This is a genomic window from Alcaligenes faecalis (genome assembly GCF_009497775.1).
Classification (GTDB): Bacteria; Pseudomonadota; Gammaproteobacteria; order Burkholderiales; family Burkholderiaceae_B; genus Alcaligenes; species Alcaligenes faecalis_D.
In genome coordinates this window covers 1,183,824-1,198,924 of sequence record NZ_CP031012.1, presented here as the reverse complement: position 1 = coordinate 1,198,924, position 15,101 = coordinate 1,183,824, and the positions used below count along the sequence as shown (strand labels likewise).

Genomic DNA, 15,101 nt, shown 5'->3' with positions numbered 1-15,101 from the left:
TGTCTCTCCTGACTTAGACCAAGCCACGGGCCACGGCCCAGTAAATACCCCGATTAAAGCCCTTGCGCAGCAAGCCACCCAGCTTGGTGGGGGGCGTAGGATGCACATCCTCCTTGTAGTCGTACCAGAGCGGCATACCGCCCTCCAGACCCATTTGGGCTACCGCCACCACACGGCCATCGTATTCGTCGCTGGTGCGCCCGAATCGCAGCTCTGAGGCCAGGTTGTTGACCACCACGGGCGACTGGTTGTGGCAGGAGCCACCGGCTTTACTAATGGGCAGGTCCACCGTGTCACCCAGCACATACACATTATCCAGACCCAGCACCTTCATGGTTTGGTGATCGGTGGGGACCCAGCCTTCGTTATCGGCTGCTTGCGAAATGCCCGAGTCGCGCACTGCCGCAACGGCGGTAATCGGTGGAGTCGCCATCAAGAGGTCGAATGGCTCTTCTGCGCCTTCCACGGAATACGCAATCTTGCGTTCGGGGTCCACCCGGCTCAAGGTAAAACCGCGTTGATGCTTGATGTCCCTGTCCTCAAAAATCGGTGGCAAGACCTGGCAAACCTCGTTCTGCATGAACAGGCAATTACGCAAAAGCTGGGAGGTAGTGGGATAGGTATAGGCAATCTCCACCTTGTCGCGCACCCCGCGACGACGCAGATACTCGTCCAGCATCAGGGTCGTTTCCACGGGAGCGATCCCGCACTGGTGCGGCACGTTATGGGTTTTGGGGAAAGTCACCGTTACCAGCACACGGCCTTTTTCCAGCTTGCTCAGACGGTCAGCCAATTGGCGTGCAGGGGCGTGCTGGTAGAAGTGATCACCGCCCTCTTTCAGACCTTCGATTTTTTCCGGGGAAGGGACGCAGCCCGTAGACAGCACCAGGTAGTCGTAATCAATCTTCTTGCCGCTAGCGCAGTGCAGACGGCTGGCCTTGAAGTCAAAGCCACTGACTTCCTCCAGCTGAAAATCAATTTCAGGGCGTAAAAGGGAAATTTGCGGTCGTCGCAGTTCGTCCCGGAAAAAAGCATCAAACGCCACGTACATAAAAGCGGGCTTGTAATAATGCCAAGGGGAATTGGACAACATGGTAATGCGGACTTTGCCGGAGCGAATCTCCGGGTAGAGCTTGCTTACCAGATGATTGGCGGTCATCGTACCGCCAATACCACCACCTACAATCACAATATGCTGCACCATCAGTATTCTCCTGAAAGGGGGAAACTGCGCAGAGCATCCTGAATCACTAAAAATTCAGTTAAAACAAGATCCTGCACAGCAATAACTGAGACTTCGCAAAGCGAGCTTGGTAATGTGTCCAGCCAGTTCGTATCAAACAGGTATTAAGCCAAAATTAAAACAGCTGCGTCTTTTTTGATAAGCTGCTTAATCAATTTTATTTATCTCACACCCTCTGCTGATTTTAAAAAATCAAGCTGGGGGTAATTAAACCTACACCCCAGCTTTTTTATAATTTCTTCAAATCTGGCCTGACCCTGACAATATAAGATAAAAAAAACGCCTGCATCAAGCAGGCGTTTTCTCGTATCGCTAAACCCGAAGGATTAACCTTCGCGTTGGCTGCGACGGCGCTCGTGTTCTTTCAGGTAACGCTTGCGCAGGCGAATGGACTTGGGAGTCACTTCAACCAGCTCGTCGTCGTCCAGGAAGTCCACAGCGTATTCCAGGCTCATACGGATAGGTGGAACCAGATCAATGTGCTCGTCCTTACCGGAAGCACGCACGTTGGTCAGTTTCTTTTCCTTGATGGGGTTAACCACCAGGTCGTTGTCGCGGCTGTGAATACCGATGATCATGCCTTCGTACAGCGCATCACCAGGGGACACAAACATGCGACCGCGATCCTGCAGCTTCCACAGCGCGTAGGCCACGGCATCACCGTCGTCCTGGCTGATCAGCACGCCGTTACGACGCTCGCCAACCGTGCCTTCACGCATGGGGCGGAACTCGTCAAAGGTGTGGCTCATCAGGCCGGTACCGCGTGTCAGGGTCATGAACTCGCCCTGGAAGCCGATCAGGCCGCGAGCGGGAATACGGTATTCCAGGCGTGTACGACCACGGCCATCGGCAACCATATCCTGCAAGTCACCACGACGGCGACCCAGTTCTTCCATCACGCCACCTTGGTGGCCGTCTTCGACGTCCACGGTCAGTTGCTCGTAGGGTTCCATCTTGACGCCGTTCTCTTCACGAATCAGCACGCGTGGACGCGATACGGCCATTTCGTAGCCTTCACGACGCATGTTTTCGATCAGAATGGTCAGGTGCAATTCACCGCGACCGCACACTTCAAACACGGTGTCGTCGTCGGTTTCGTTAACACGCAAAGCCACGTTGGATTTCAGTTCGCGGTCCAGACGATCGCGCAGCTGACGACTGGTCACGAATTTGCCTTCACGGCCAGCCAGAGGCGAGGTGTTCACCATGAAGTTCATGGTCAGGGTAGGCTCGTCAATGCGCAGCAAAGGCAGAGCTTCCTGGTGAGCAGGATCGGTTACCGTGCAACCAATGCCCAGCTCTTCAATACCGTTGATCAGCACGATGTCACCGGCTTCGGCTTCATCTACCGACACACGCTCCAGACCCTTGAACTTCAGAACCTGGTTGATGCGGCCCTTGATGACTTCGCCATCCGGACCAAATTTCACGACCACGTCCTGGGCAGCGCGCACGCGACCACGGTTCACACGGCCTACACCGATCTTGCCCACGTAGGAGCTGTAGTCCAGGGAACAGATCTGCAACTGCAAAGGTGCGTTGACGTCGTCTTCACGCTGGGGCACGTGCTCCAGGATCGCGTCGAACAAAGGACGCATATCGCCTTCACGCACGTCTTCGGTCAAACCGGCGTAGCCCGACAGACCCGATGCGTAAATGATGGGGAAGTCCAGCTGTTCGTCGGTTGCGCCCAGTTTGTCGAACAAGTCGAATGTGGCGTTGATCGCGAAGTCAGGACGGGCGCCGGGACGGTCAACCTTGTTGACCACCACAATCGGACGCAGACCCAGTTCCAGGGCTTTACGAGTCACGAAACGGGTTTGAGGCATGGGGCCTTCAACCGCGTCCACCAGCAACAGCACGCCGTCAACCATGGACAGCACGCGCTCGACCTCACCACCGAAGTCGGCGTGACCGGGGGTGTCGATAATGTTGATGTGGGTGCCTTCGTATTCGACGGCACAGTTCTTCGCCAGAATGGTAATACCGCGTTCTTTCTCGATATCGCCCGAGTCCATGACACGTTCGGAGATATGTTCGTTGTCACGGAACGTACCTGCCTGTCTCAACAATTGATCGACCAGGGTGGTCTTCCCGTGGTCAACGTGGGCAATAATGGCCACATTGCGCAATGCGCGTCTCATAACTCATCCTTCTGATTGAAGTTTTTTGGGCAAAATCTCGGTAGGCAAGCTCTCGATGGCCAGCAAGGCCGACATCGGGTCTTCCATCGCCTGCAACCCGTCCAGGGTGTAGGCGTCGTCGATATGAAAAGGTCCTAACTCTGTCCGGCGCAAGGCCGTCAGATGGGCAAAACACCCCAGAGCACGTCCAATGTCTTGCGCCAGGGTCCGGATATAGGTTCCCTTGCTGCAACGTACAAACAAACGCGCCGATTGCGGCGTAAAGTCTTGCACCTGCAAATCGTGAATCACGAGATGTCGTGCCTCACGTTCCAGCTCTATACCCTGACGGGCATATTCATACAGGGGCTTGCCATCGCGCTTGAGCGCGGAATACATGGGCGGCACCTGGGTAATGGGTCCTCGGAAAGCAGGTAGTACTGCTTCCAGCGCCTCGAGGGTGACACCGGCAAAATCTGCCGGAGCCTGGGACACCACATTGCCGGTCAAGTCACCTGAATCGGTTTCCTGTCCAAACTGCAAGGTAGCTTCATAGGCTTTGTCTGCTTCCAGCATCGTGGCGGAAATCTTGGTAGCCCGGCCAAAACAGCAAACCAGCAGGCCCGTTGCAAACGGGTCCAGGGTTCCAGTATGGCCAGCTTTGCGGGCATCCAGAGTGCGGCGAGCACGCTGCAAGGCGTGGTTGCTGGACATTCCGTCGGACTTGTCCAGTAGCAGCACACCGTCAATCAACTGCCCGCGTTTTCGCGTAGCCATCGTGTGTCAATCCGTGAAGAAACAACAGCCGCGTCAGGGCTGTTCGTCTGGCTCGTCCGATTTGGACGCAGAGCCAGTCAATTCGCTATCGGCCTGGTTGGCGCTGTCGATGAGCTTGGAGAGCTCCATGCCGCGTTCCAACTGTCGGTCGTGATGAAAATGCAGAGTCGGAACGGTATGGATATGCAGCAGCTTGAACAGCAGCGAGTGCAACCAGCCGGCCTTCTCGGTCAAAGCCGCCTGGGCGACTTCGGGCTCGGCGCCCAGCACCGAGTAATACACTTTGGCGTGAGCGTAGTCGGGAGACAATTCCACGCCGGTCAAGGTGATCAGACCAGCGCGGGTCATGTCGATCTCGCGCTGGATCAGGACCGCCAGATCCTTCTGGATCTGGTCGGCCAGGCGCAGATTGCGCCCTGGGTTTGGTTTGGACTTGTGTCGTGCCATAAATTACAGTGTCCGGGCGATCTCTTTGATCTCGAAGATCTCAAGCTGGTCGCCCACTTGGATGTCGTTGTTGCCGCGCAGCGTGATACCGCAATCGAAGCCGGAACGCACTTCCTTGGCATCGTCCTTGAAGCGGCGCAGGGACTCCAGGTAGCCACTCCAATGCACGACGTTGTTGCGCAGCAGGCGAACTTGCGAGTCGCGACGGACCACGCCTTCGGTAACCATACACCCGGCGATGTTACCAATACGTGACACGTTGTAGACTTCGCGAATTTCAACCATACCGATGACTTCTTCGCGCTGTTCAGGAGCCAGCATGCCGGACAGAGCCGCTTTGACCTCGTCGACCGCATCGTAAATGATGTTGTAGTAACGCAGATCAATGCCATTGGCTTCGGCCAGTTTCTTGGCGCTTTGCTCGGCACGGACGTTAAAGCCGATCACCACCGCGTTGGACGCGATAGCCAGGTTGACGTCGCTCTCGGAGATGCCACCCACGGCAGCGTGTACAACCACCACGCGCACTTCGTCGGTAGACAACTTGACCAGCGACTGCACCAGCGCTTCTTGCGAACCCTGTACGTCGGTCTTGATGATGAGCGACAAGGTTTGCATGCCTTCGCCCAGGTTGTCGAACATGGACTCCAGCTTGGCGGCCTGTTGACGCGACAGTTTCACATCACGGAACTTGCCTTGGCGGAACAGGGCGATTTCACGGGCTTTACGCTCGTCAGCCATCACAACCAGTTCGTCACCAGCGGCAGGCACTTCGGTCAGACCCTGGATTTCCACCGGGATCGACGGACCAGCCGAGCTCAGCGACTTGCCGGTTTCATTCAGCATGGCGCGAACACGACCGAAAGAGGCGCCAACCAGCACGCTGTCGCCACGGTTCAAGGTACCGCTTTGAACCAGAATGGTGGCCACAGGACCGCGGCCCTTGTCCAGACGGGCTTCAATAACCGTACCCTTGGCAGGTGCGTCAACCGGAGCTTTCAACTCCAACATTTCGGCTTGCAGCAGCACGTTTTCCAGCAATTCGTCGATGCCCTGGCCGGTCTTGGCCGACACAGGAATAAAGGGCACATCGCCACCGTATTCTTCAGGCACCACTTCTTCGGCTACCAGTTCCTGCTTGACGCGCTCTGGGTTCGCTTCAGGTTTATCAATCTTGTTGATCGCCACCACCAGCGGTACGCCAGCAGCGCGAGCATGGTGAATGGCTTCACGAGTCTGAGGCATCACGCCGTCATCGGAGGCCACCACCAGAATCACCACGTCAGTGGCTTTGGTACCGCGAGCACGCATGGCCGTAAAGGCTTCGTGACCGGGGGTGTCCAGGAACGTAGCGGTGCCGCGTGCTGTCTTGACGTTGTAAGCACCGATGTGCTGCGTAATACCACCGGCCTCGCCCGACGCGATCTTGGCGCGACGGATGTAGTCCAGCAGCGAAGTTTTACCGTGGTCAACGTGACCCATCACGGTTACCACTGGGGCACGTGGCTTCAGTTCGGCATCGTTCTGAGCATCCGTATCCACCAGGAAGGCTTCAGGATCGTCCAGCTTGGCGGCAATCGCCTTGTGACCCAGCTCTTCGACCAGAATCATGGCCGTTTCCTGATCCAGCACCTGGTTGATGGTAACCATCTGACCCAGCTTCATCAGGTGCTTGATCACCTCGGCAGCCTTGACGGCCATACGGTGAGCCAGATCGCTGACCGAAATGGTTTCAGGCACGTGCACTTCACGGGCAATGAATTCGGCTACTTGTGGTTCGCGACGCTCGGCCTGAGCATTGCGGCCACCACGGCCACCCTTGCCACGACCGGCCTTGGCATTGGCCTTCCAGCCTTCACGACCACCACCGGCACCGGCGGAAGCCACATCAGCCTTGGAAGGCTGCTTCTTGCGGCTGGCATCGCTGGTCCAGCCAGGAGTGCTGTCGGTCTTGACGGGTTTGCCCGGAGCCTTGTCGGTCTTGGAGCCTTTGGCGTCTTTCTTCTGAGCGCCCTTGGCACCTGCCTTGCTATCAGCTTCCGGCTCGGGAGCACGCAAGACTTTACGAGGACGGTTCAACATATCGCGCAGAGCAGCGGCTTCCGCCTCTGCGGCCTTGCGGGCGCGATCACGATCCTGGTCTTGCTCCACATCGGCGGCAACAGGAGGAATCACCGGGCCACGCACTGCACGGCGCTGGCTGTTGGCGGCCATATCCCGAGGTTTTCCAGTCGAAGTGGGCGTTTTAGTCCCTTGAGGGTGCTGATTTTTATTCACAGAGTTAGCTTGACGGGCGTCGTTTACAGATTTAGTAGGTTCCACGGGCTTTTCTTGGGCCGTAGGAGAGGGAGCCGATTCGGCCTTTTCCTGAACAGGCGCTGCCGCGGCTTCGGAAGGTTCCGTTGCAGCAGGTGCTTGTTCCTCGGGCTGAGGCTCGGGTTTCTTTGTATCTTCCTGGGCAGCCACAACGGGCTCTGCAGGAGCAGCAGGTTCGGGCGTGGGCTCAGCAACAGGAGTCGGCTCGGGAGCAGCGACCACTTCGGGTTCAGGCTCTGGCTTGGGCTCAGGCTTGGACTCCACAGGGGCTTGCTCTTTCACAGGCGCTTCAGGAGCGGCTGCCACAGGAGCGACGGGCTCGCTGACAGGCGCGGCAGGCGCCTGTTCAACAGCCGGTTTTTCCTGATTGGCCGCTTGGGCCTGAGCAGCTTGCTCCTTTGCATTTTCCTGTGCCAATGCCGCATTGGCTTCTGCCACCAGCTCGGAGGGATCACGCTTTACAAACACGCGTTTCTTGCGTGTTTCCACCTGAATCGTGCGGGAGCGACCCGACCCGTCATCCTGACGGATCTCCGATGTTTGACGGCGAGTCAGGGTGATCTTGTTGCCTTCCTGACTGCCGTGCGAGCGGCGCAACGATTCAAGCAGCTTCGCCTTATCCGAATCAGTGATGGCGTCATCAACTGATTTGAGCTCAATACCTGCGCTACGCAACTGCTCCAGCAGAACATTCGCAGGCATTTTCAGTTCTTGAGCGAACTGGGCGACAGTGTTACTCGACATTCGACTCTCTCTTGCTTTACTACAACTATTCTTAATGAATACAACGCGCGGGACCTAGCTAGACATATCAGGCCTCGTCGTCAAACCAGTGGGCACGGGCACGCATGATCAGATCGCTGGCCGCATCTTGCGCCAGGCCGGTCATCTCGGACAGTTCGTCCGTTGCCAGTTCCGCCAGTTCATCCAGCGTTGTAATCTCGTTTTCGGCCAGTACGGCGATCAGCTCGGGCGTCATGCCCTCGACTCCTGCCAGTTCCTTGACCGCGGTCTGTACCAATTCTTCCTTGGCGATGGCCTCGCTCAGCAGTGCGTTACGGGCGCGGGCACGCAGCTCGTTGACGGTTTCTTCGTCAAAGGCTTCGATGTCCTGCAATTCCTGCATGGGCACATAAGCGATTTCTTCCAGACCGGTAAACCCTTCGTCGATCAGAATATCGGCCACGGCTTCGTCCACATCCAGACGGGACATGAAGGTAGCGCGCAATTCTTCGCGCTCTTCGTCCTGACGGTTGCGGCTTTCTTCCGGTGTCATGATGTTGATCTGCCAGCCGGTCAATTCCGACGCCAGACGCACGTTCTGACCACGCGAACCAATCGCCTTGGGCAGGTTTTCTTCGTCTACCACCACGTCCATGGCGTGCTTGTCTTCGTCCACCAGAATGGACTCGACGTGTGCCGGAGCCAGAGCACCGATCACGAATTCGGCCGGATCGTCGGCCCACAACACGATATCGACCTGCTCGCCGCCCAGTTCGTTGCGCACCGCAGTAACGCGCGAACCACGCATGCCCACGCAAGTACCAATAGGATCGATACGCTTGTCGTAAGCAATAACAGCGATCTTGGCACGCACACCCGCATCACGGGCAGCCGCCTTGATTTCCAGCAGACCCTGTTCGATCTCGGGTACTTCGTTCTCGAACAGTTCTTTAATAAAGTCAGGAGCGGTACGCGACAGGATGACCTGTTGGCCACGAGCGGCATAATCCACTTTCTGTACCCAGGCACGAACACGATCGCCCACGCGGATATTTTCCTTGGGGATCATTTCCGAACGAGGCAGACGCGCTTCGATCTTGCCCATTTCGATAATGGCATCGCCCTTATCCATGCGCTTGACCGTACCGGAAACAATGGTTTCACCACGTTCCAGGAAGTCGTTCAGAACCTGCTCGCGCTCGGCGTCGCGGATCTTTTGCAAAATGGCTTGCTTGGCCGCCTGGGCACCGATACGACCGAACTCGATAGGCTCGAGCGGCTCTTCGATGTAATCGTCCACTTGCAACTCGGGATCGATTTCCTGGGCGTCAGACAACATTTCCTGTTTATCGGGCTCTTGCAGGCCGGCCTCATCGGGCACGACCAGCCAGCGCCGGAACCCTTCATGGGCGCCGGTTTCCCTGTCGATTTCCACACGGATATCGACATCTTCTTTGAAGCGCTTTTTCATGGCCGAGGCCAAAGCGCTTTCGAGCGCGGTGAACACGACATCACGCGCTACGGATTTTTCACGCGCCAGCGCATCGACCAGCAATAGAATTTCGCGACTCATCGCTTCTTACCCTTGAAATCAAGAACGGGATCCAATTTGGCACGATCCACCTGGTCATAGGTGAATTCGACCTGCGTCAGCTTGCCCGATGCTTCGTCCAGTTCCAGCCTAAAAACGGTATCCAGCGGAACACTAGCCGGTAGCGCCCCTTCGGGAGCGTGGAGCGTACCCACAAACACTTTCCGATTATCGAGTGCTTCGTGCAGGCGCACCTGCACCCGACTGCCCGCAAAACGGACGTAATCGCCAATGCGCAGCAAAGGGCGATCCACCCCCGGCGAGGTCACTTCCATGCGGTTGTAGTCCACGTTTTCCACTTCGAAAACGCGCGACAATTGTTTAGACACCCATTCACAGTGTTCGATACGCACCCCTTCCGGGTGATCGATAATGATGCGTAACAAGCCCAGCGGCGCACGCTCCACGTCCACCAGTTCGTACTCGGTACCCGCCAGGGTCTCTTGTGCCAAAGCTAGAATGTCTGCCATAAAATCCAAAAAAAATGGGCTGTACGCCAGCCCATGGTCACCATGCACACTTGAGAGTCAAGCGGGCCCTGGTCTTGCGCATTGCCAACGTCAAATCGGGAAAGTTGCAGGCGCAACCGAACCGGATGATCCACGCGGTCCTTGCCTTGAAAGACCGCCCTATTCGCTGGCGCGCAGCATCAAAAAAGACCCAGCCGACACAAACGTCTCTGAGCCAAGTTCTATATTCTACCAGAAAACCGGAAAATACGTGCATTCACACGGCCTTACAGGCCCGAACCGCAGGGTTCGAGCCACAAACTCAAAGTCCGTGCGACTTGGCTTTACCGGCGCCCGCGTCCCAAGTGGGATTCATGGGCTGCCGAGCTGGCTGGCTGCCAGTCGTCATCACGACGGCTGACACGGCGCACCACCGTTGTTTTCTTCACATGAGCCTTGGGCGCTTGCCCCGCACCGGCACGATCGGAAGCACCGCGACGGGCCGAAGGAGCACGTCCTTCCTGGCCACCGCGAGCGTGACCGCCACGGGCCTGATCACCACGACCTTGCTCACCGCGCGCCTGATCGCCACGCGCTGGGCGGCGACCATTGTGCACGCGTGCACCTTCCTGTGGACGACCCTCATGGCTGCGGCCTTCCGAAGAACGACCTTCTGCCGAGCGACCACGTTGTTGACCACGGCCACCCTGGCTGGCACGTGGGGCACCACGTCCGTGACCACCGTGCTCACGACGACCACCATCGGGGTGACCATTGGCCAGACCACCGCTGATGAACAAGGCGCCGCTGACGGATTCGTTCACACGCACATTGTTCGAGGAACGACCGCGACCTGCCACACGACCACCACGACCCATGCGAGCACCGCTCAGGCCATTGTGCTCCAGCGTACCGAAGCCGGGAGGCAAGGCGCTGTCGTGAGACAGAGGCTGACGTTCGCGGCGCTGGAAAGTGCCTTCATCATCCGATTCCTTCACCAGACCCAGGCGCAGCATGAATGCCATCACCACATCGGCATCCAGCTCTTCCCAACGGCCACGGCGCAAGTTCTTAGGCAGACCAACATCACCAAAGCGAGTGCGGATCAAACGGCTGACCGTCACACCCATGGCTTCAAACATGCGACGCACTTCGCGGTTACGGCCTTCGTGAATAGTGACGCGATACCAACGGTTGCTGCCTTCGCCGCCCAGGAATTCGATCATGCCGAACTTGGCCATACCGTCTTCCAGCTGCACGCCATCGCGCATGGACTGCATTTGCTCTTCGCTCAGCTCACCCAGAACACGTACTGCGTATTCACGCTCGGCACCGTAGCGCGGATGCATCATGCGGTTGGCAATATCGCCCGATGTCGTGAAGATCAACAAACCTTCAGTATTCAAATCCAGACGACCAACAGACAACCACTTGCCCACTTTCAGGGAAGGCAGGCGACCAAACACAGTGGCACGGCCTTCAGGGTCGTCGTGCGTGACAATTTCGCCAGCCGGTTTGTGATACAGAATCACGCGCGGAGGACGCTTGGTGTTGGCACGATTGATCAGTTGACCATTGATACGCACCTTGTCGTCTGCACTGACACGTTGACCGATATGAGCAGGTTCGCCATTCACGGAGACGCGACCTGCAACGATCAGTTCTTCCATATCGCGGCGCGAACCGATACCGGCTTCGGCCAGCACCTTGTGCAATTTGGGCTGCACCAGCTCGCTGCCCATGTACTTACCCAGGCGCTGCGACAGACGGCTTTGCTTGTCCAGGTGGCTGAATGCGATGTCATCATCACCATCCAGAATCACAACGGGTGCATCATCAGCAGGGTTCGAAAAACGAGCGGCCTGAGCATTGCCTGGGCGCTTGTTGGCACCACCGCGTGCATCCTGGCGACGGCCACCAGCAGCAGGTGCCGGTTTGCGTCGATTGTTTTGTGGGCGAGCCGGACGGGCCTTGGTTTCACCAGGAGCGGCCGCCTGGGCCTCTTCATTCTGGCGGGGAGCCGACTCTTGCGTGGCGTCGCCACGACGGCGGCGAAACGGGGTGCGCAGCTTGCGCCCTTGGCCCTTCGCGCGGGGATTCTTGGGGTCGGCCGCGCCAGAGGCGTCCGACATGGAGGCTGTGTTCGTCTCGTGCGAATCAGTCATTTTTAATCATTTACTCCAGAGTTTTTTATTTCGTCCGGTACCTGTATATCCGATAGGCCAGCCGCAGCCTGGGCCTCATCCACGGGGTCCGGTGTCGTATTCACTTCAGCTTGTTCAATTTGTGGCAGCTCCGCTTCTGGAACGGCCTCAAGCAAATCTTCCTGACTGCCTGGCTCGAAATCCGGTTCGGACTCCAGCTCAAGCTGAGCAACAGAGGCCTGTAGCGGCTCCATGCTCACTTCCAAAGCAGCGTCTTGCTCTGCTTCTTGTTCTATTTCTTGCCCTGCTTCGGAACCCGTCTGCTGCGTTGCTGCAAAGGCAAACTCTTGCTCTGCGCCCTGCTCTGCCGCTTGCTCCTGGCTCTGATCCTGATGATCTTCACCCTGCCGTTGATCCGGTTGCTGACCCTGTTGCAGGTCCAGTTCTTGACCCTGTTCTTTGTCCTGCTCCTGATCAGCCGATGCAGCCGCCTGCCCGTTTGGCAAGGACGCCAGCACATCCAGGGAATCCAGGGTTTCAACCGAAGGCAATTCATCCAAAGAACGCAGACCCAGATCGTTCAGAAACTGACGGGTCGTTCCCAGCAATGCCGGGCGTCCGGGCGCATCACGATAGCCCAGCACTTCAATCCAGCCCCGATCCTCCAGGGTGCGCACAATTTGAGTCGATACGCTGACACCGCGTATGTCCTCAATATCCCCACGGGTAACAGGTTGCCGCCAAGCAATAATCGCCAAGGTCTCCAGTACGGCCCGCGAATATTTGGGCGCGCGCTCCAGACTAAGGCGGGACAAAAACACTTGCATGGCCGGGCGACTTTGAAAGCGCCAACCCGAGGCAACCTGAACCAACTCCAGGCCACGCTCTTTCCAATCCAGTTGCAAGATAGCCAGATAACGGCGCAGATCATCCGCGCTCAGCGGCGGGGAGACAAACATTTTGCGCAACTCAGCGCTGTTCATGGGCTGCTGCGCACACAGCAAAGCCGTCTCCAGGACTCGGATTATTTCACTTTCAGTCACTGCTGGGAAGCCTCACTTTCTGGCGATACTTGCATAAAGCAAAAATTCCATGTTAGTATTTATCTTTTCCGGCGCGGGGTGGAGCAGCATGGTAGCTCGTCGGGCTCATAACCCGAAGGTCGTAGGTTCAAATCCTGCCCCCGCAACCATCACCCGGAACTGCTTAGCAGAATCAAACAAGCCAGCCAATTTGCGCTGGCTTTTTTGTTGCCCGCCGTTTTGATCTTCAATCTTGCGCGCGGCGGCGCCTACAGCCAGCACACGCAGGCCAGCCACCATCACCGCAGCAACAATCCCAGCCAAGGCAAAGGCCACCACAGTGGCCACAGCACGCACCCGAATCACCCCCGTCGCCACCAGGCCTTGCATAGGACAGGACGCGCACGCATGCACACCGCCCTGGCTCAAACCAGAAATGGCAGCTTTAAAAGCAATTAAAAATGTTGTGTAAGCACACATGCTGATGATGAGTATGTCCGCAAGCCCTATCGGACTGGATTTGAATTGGCGCTCCTGATTGGCGGAACGCGAAAACAGCACAACAACGTTTGGGGCAATAACTGATCGGGGCGACAGGTCTACATTGTCAAATGCCAACATCAAGGCACCAACAGACCACCGCAGGGGTTATCGATTGCCTAAACCTGAAGCAAAGCCAGAAACAGAGAAATTCGTTTTGCCGGGACATCCCGCCTAGTAGGGGAGCCGACTGCTATTACAGCCAGATGCCAGCCATTAAGAGCTGGTCGCTATACAGGGAGCCGCTTGCGCGTTTGAGCTTTTAGAAATGCCAGTCCGGCTGAACCTGTAAGCACAGTCCGTATTACACCATTGCGACCAACAAGACGCAAGAAAATTGAAGGACCGTTTTATCCAGCCTTCATGCCCTTCCCGGCGGCAATCGCCAAATATTAATGAAATAAACACGCCACACTATGTACATAATCAAAAACTATGTTATAGTTACTTTTCTGACGCGGGGTGGAGCAGCATGGTAGCTCGTCGGGCTCATAACCCGAAGGTCGTAGGTTCAAATCCTGCCCCCGCAACCAAATTTAAAAAACCGTCGCTTATGCGGCGGTTTTTTTTTCGTCCTGCTTCAGGACGCGCACCGTATCTGGCATTGCTGTTTGCGACAAACCAGGCAGCATGACTCCGATAATTCTGGCATCCAAGGCCATCGTGTGAGCAGAACGGCACCCGTGCTATCAATCGCAAAAGCCTGGAAAAGCACTGCCAGCCCTGGAAGCCAACAGTGCTTAGTGCCGATCAATTCGATGCATCGGCCTTGCTCAGGCCAAACAACTTCAAGCCATAACGCAGGTGATCGCGCAGCCAAATATAGGCTGAAGGGACTTCTTGCCCCGCATCGAACCTGGCTTTCACTTTCAGGCCAGACATCAATTTTCGCATTTGATCCACAGACAAACCGGACTCCAGGCGTGCTGCAGGCCAAGGTGGGTCCATGTTCATCTCCAGCGACAAACGCCCCTCGGGTGAGGGAAGTTGAGCGATGAAGGCCAGCAAAGCATTGCGGCTGTCCCGATCTGCCACCGAGTCAGGCATCAGCTGCACAGAGGTACGGGCTGCCAACAAGGCTGTCTCAATAGCGGGACGCGGGTCCTCGTACATGCTCATGTTCAAAACCAATGCAGGCATGACCATGGTCTGGATCAGATTCTGATTATCCAGGTACAGATTCAGGCTTTTAAGTTCCGCCTGCTCCAGCTCGTCCGGGCCCAAAGAACGTCCTGCTGCCGCCTTGATCTCGAATTGAGCCTGAACACGAACCTCACGCAGGTACTTGCTGCGCAGCCGGAGCTGCTCCAAATCCAATTGCGCCGAGGCCGAGTCCCACTTGTACTTAAGGGAAAAGTCCATGGGCTTGGCTTGCAGGCGCATCACGTAGTCCTGCCCTGGCAAACGCCCCGTCAGAACATAGATCCCGCTTACTCGTAGATCCATGGCATCAGGAATAGCCTGTTTCTCGGAAAGTTTTGCCAAGCCCTCATCACGCAAGACCAGCTCATCAAAGGCCAGCAACATCGACGAAAAACCGGCCGACAACTGTCCGTTCTGAACCAGACATGCGCCATCCTGCTCCAGCATCTGCAACTCGCCGTCCGATTGCGACTGCAAAGCGACGTGATTACGCAAATATTCACAAGCAGGACCTGCTTGAGCCGAACTCGCCAGCACCATCGCGGCACCCAGCGTCAAAGCAATTTTCTTCATGAATTCCTCG

Annotated in this window: 10 protein-coding genes and 2 tRNA genes; 2 read left to right on the top strand and 10 right to left on the bottom strand. The window is 56.8% G+C overall.

Translation table 11 applies throughout. The features are described from left to right. Positions 1 to 13: 13 nt before the first annotated feature. The 9 genes from DUD43_RS05440 to scpB all read right to left on the bottom strand — a co-directional run bounded on the left by DUD43_RS05440 (position 14) and on the right by scpB (position 12,796). Complete coding sequence (locus tag DUD43_RS05440) at positions 14 to 1,204, bottom strand: NAD(P)/FAD-dependent oxidoreductase (RefSeq protein ID WP_153229454.1); 1,191 nt, start codon at positions 1,202 to 1,204, stop codon at positions 14 to 16. 365 nt (positions 1,205 to 1,569) lie between these two features. After that, positions 1,570 to 3,387, bottom strand: coding sequence for a translational GTPase TypA (gene typA, locus DUD43_RS05435; protein ID WP_153229453.1), 1,818 nt, complete (start codon positions 3,385 to 3,387; stop codon positions 1,570 to 1,572). 3 nt (positions 3,388 to 3,390) lie between these two features. Beyond that, positions 3,391 to 4,143: a tRNA pseudouridine(55) synthase TruB gene (gene truB / locus DUD43_RS05430; protein WP_022983561.1), complete on the bottom strand. Its 753-nt coding sequence runs from the start codon at positions 4,141 to 4,143 to the stop codon at positions 3,391 to 3,393. Positions 4,144 to 4,176: 33 nt separating this feature from the next. Continuing rightward, complete coding sequence (rbfA, locus tag DUD43_RS05425; protein ID WP_009457603.1) at positions 4,177 to 4,590, bottom strand: 30S ribosome-binding factor RbfA; 414 nt, start codon at positions 4,588 to 4,590, stop codon at positions 4,177 to 4,179. Between the two features lie 3 nt (positions 4,591 to 4,593). Beyond that, positions 4,594 to 7,650: a translation initiation factor IF-2 gene (gene infB, locus DUD43_RS05420; protein WP_153229452.1), complete on the bottom strand. Its 3,057-nt coding sequence runs from the start codon at positions 7,648 to 7,650 to the stop codon at positions 4,594 to 4,596. A gap of 67 nt (positions 7,651 to 7,717) precedes the next feature. Further along, positions 7,718 to 9,202, bottom strand: coding sequence for a transcription termination factor NusA (gene nusA / locus DUD43_RS05415; protein ID WP_042484214.1), 1,485 nt, complete (start codon positions 9,200 to 9,202; stop codon positions 7,718 to 7,720). Continuing rightward, positions 9,199 to 9,690 carry a ribosome maturation factor RimP gene (gene rimP / locus DUD43_RS05410; protein ID WP_042484488.1) on the bottom strand — a complete coding sequence of 164 codons (492 nt, stop codon included), beginning with the start codon at positions 9,688 to 9,690 and terminating at the stop codon, positions 9,199 to 9,201. The genes nusA and rimP overlap by 4 nt, the downstream gene beginning before the upstream one ends. A 323-nt stretch (positions 9,691 to 10,013) precedes the next feature. Further along, on the bottom strand, positions 10,014 to 11,834 hold the full coding sequence (gene rluB, locus DUD43_RS05405; protein ID WP_153229451.1) for a 23S rRNA pseudouridine(2605) synthase RluB: 1,821 nt from the start codon (positions 11,832 to 11,834) through the stop codon (positions 10,014 to 10,016). A 2-nt stretch (positions 11,835 to 11,836) separates the two neighbouring features. Beyond that, the gene (scpB, locus tag DUD43_RS05400) at positions 11,837 to 12,796 is read right to left on the bottom strand and encodes an SMC-Scp complex subunit ScpB (RefSeq protein WP_153229450.1); all 960 of its coding nucleotides are present in this window, start codon (positions 12,794 to 12,796) and stop codon (positions 11,837 to 11,839) included. A 132-nt stretch (positions 12,797 to 12,928) separates the two neighbouring features. Here scpB and DUD43_RS05395 point away from each other — a divergent pair. After that, positions 12,929 to 13,005 (top strand) — tRNA-Met (locus DUD43_RS05395). An 826-nt stretch (positions 13,006 to 13,831) separates the two neighbouring features. Then, positions 13,832 to 13,908 (top strand) — tRNA-Met (locus DUD43_RS05390). Positions 13,909 to 14,125: 217 nt separating this feature from the next. On the opposite strand, the gene DUD43_RS05385 is transcribed toward DUD43_RS05390, so the two are convergent. Further along, on the bottom strand, positions 14,126 to 15,091 hold the full coding sequence (locus tag DUD43_RS05385; protein ID WP_153229449.1) for a hypothetical protein: 966 nt from the start codon (positions 15,089 to 15,091) through the stop codon (positions 14,126 to 14,128). Between the last annotated feature and the right edge of the window lie 10 nt (positions 15,092 to 15,101).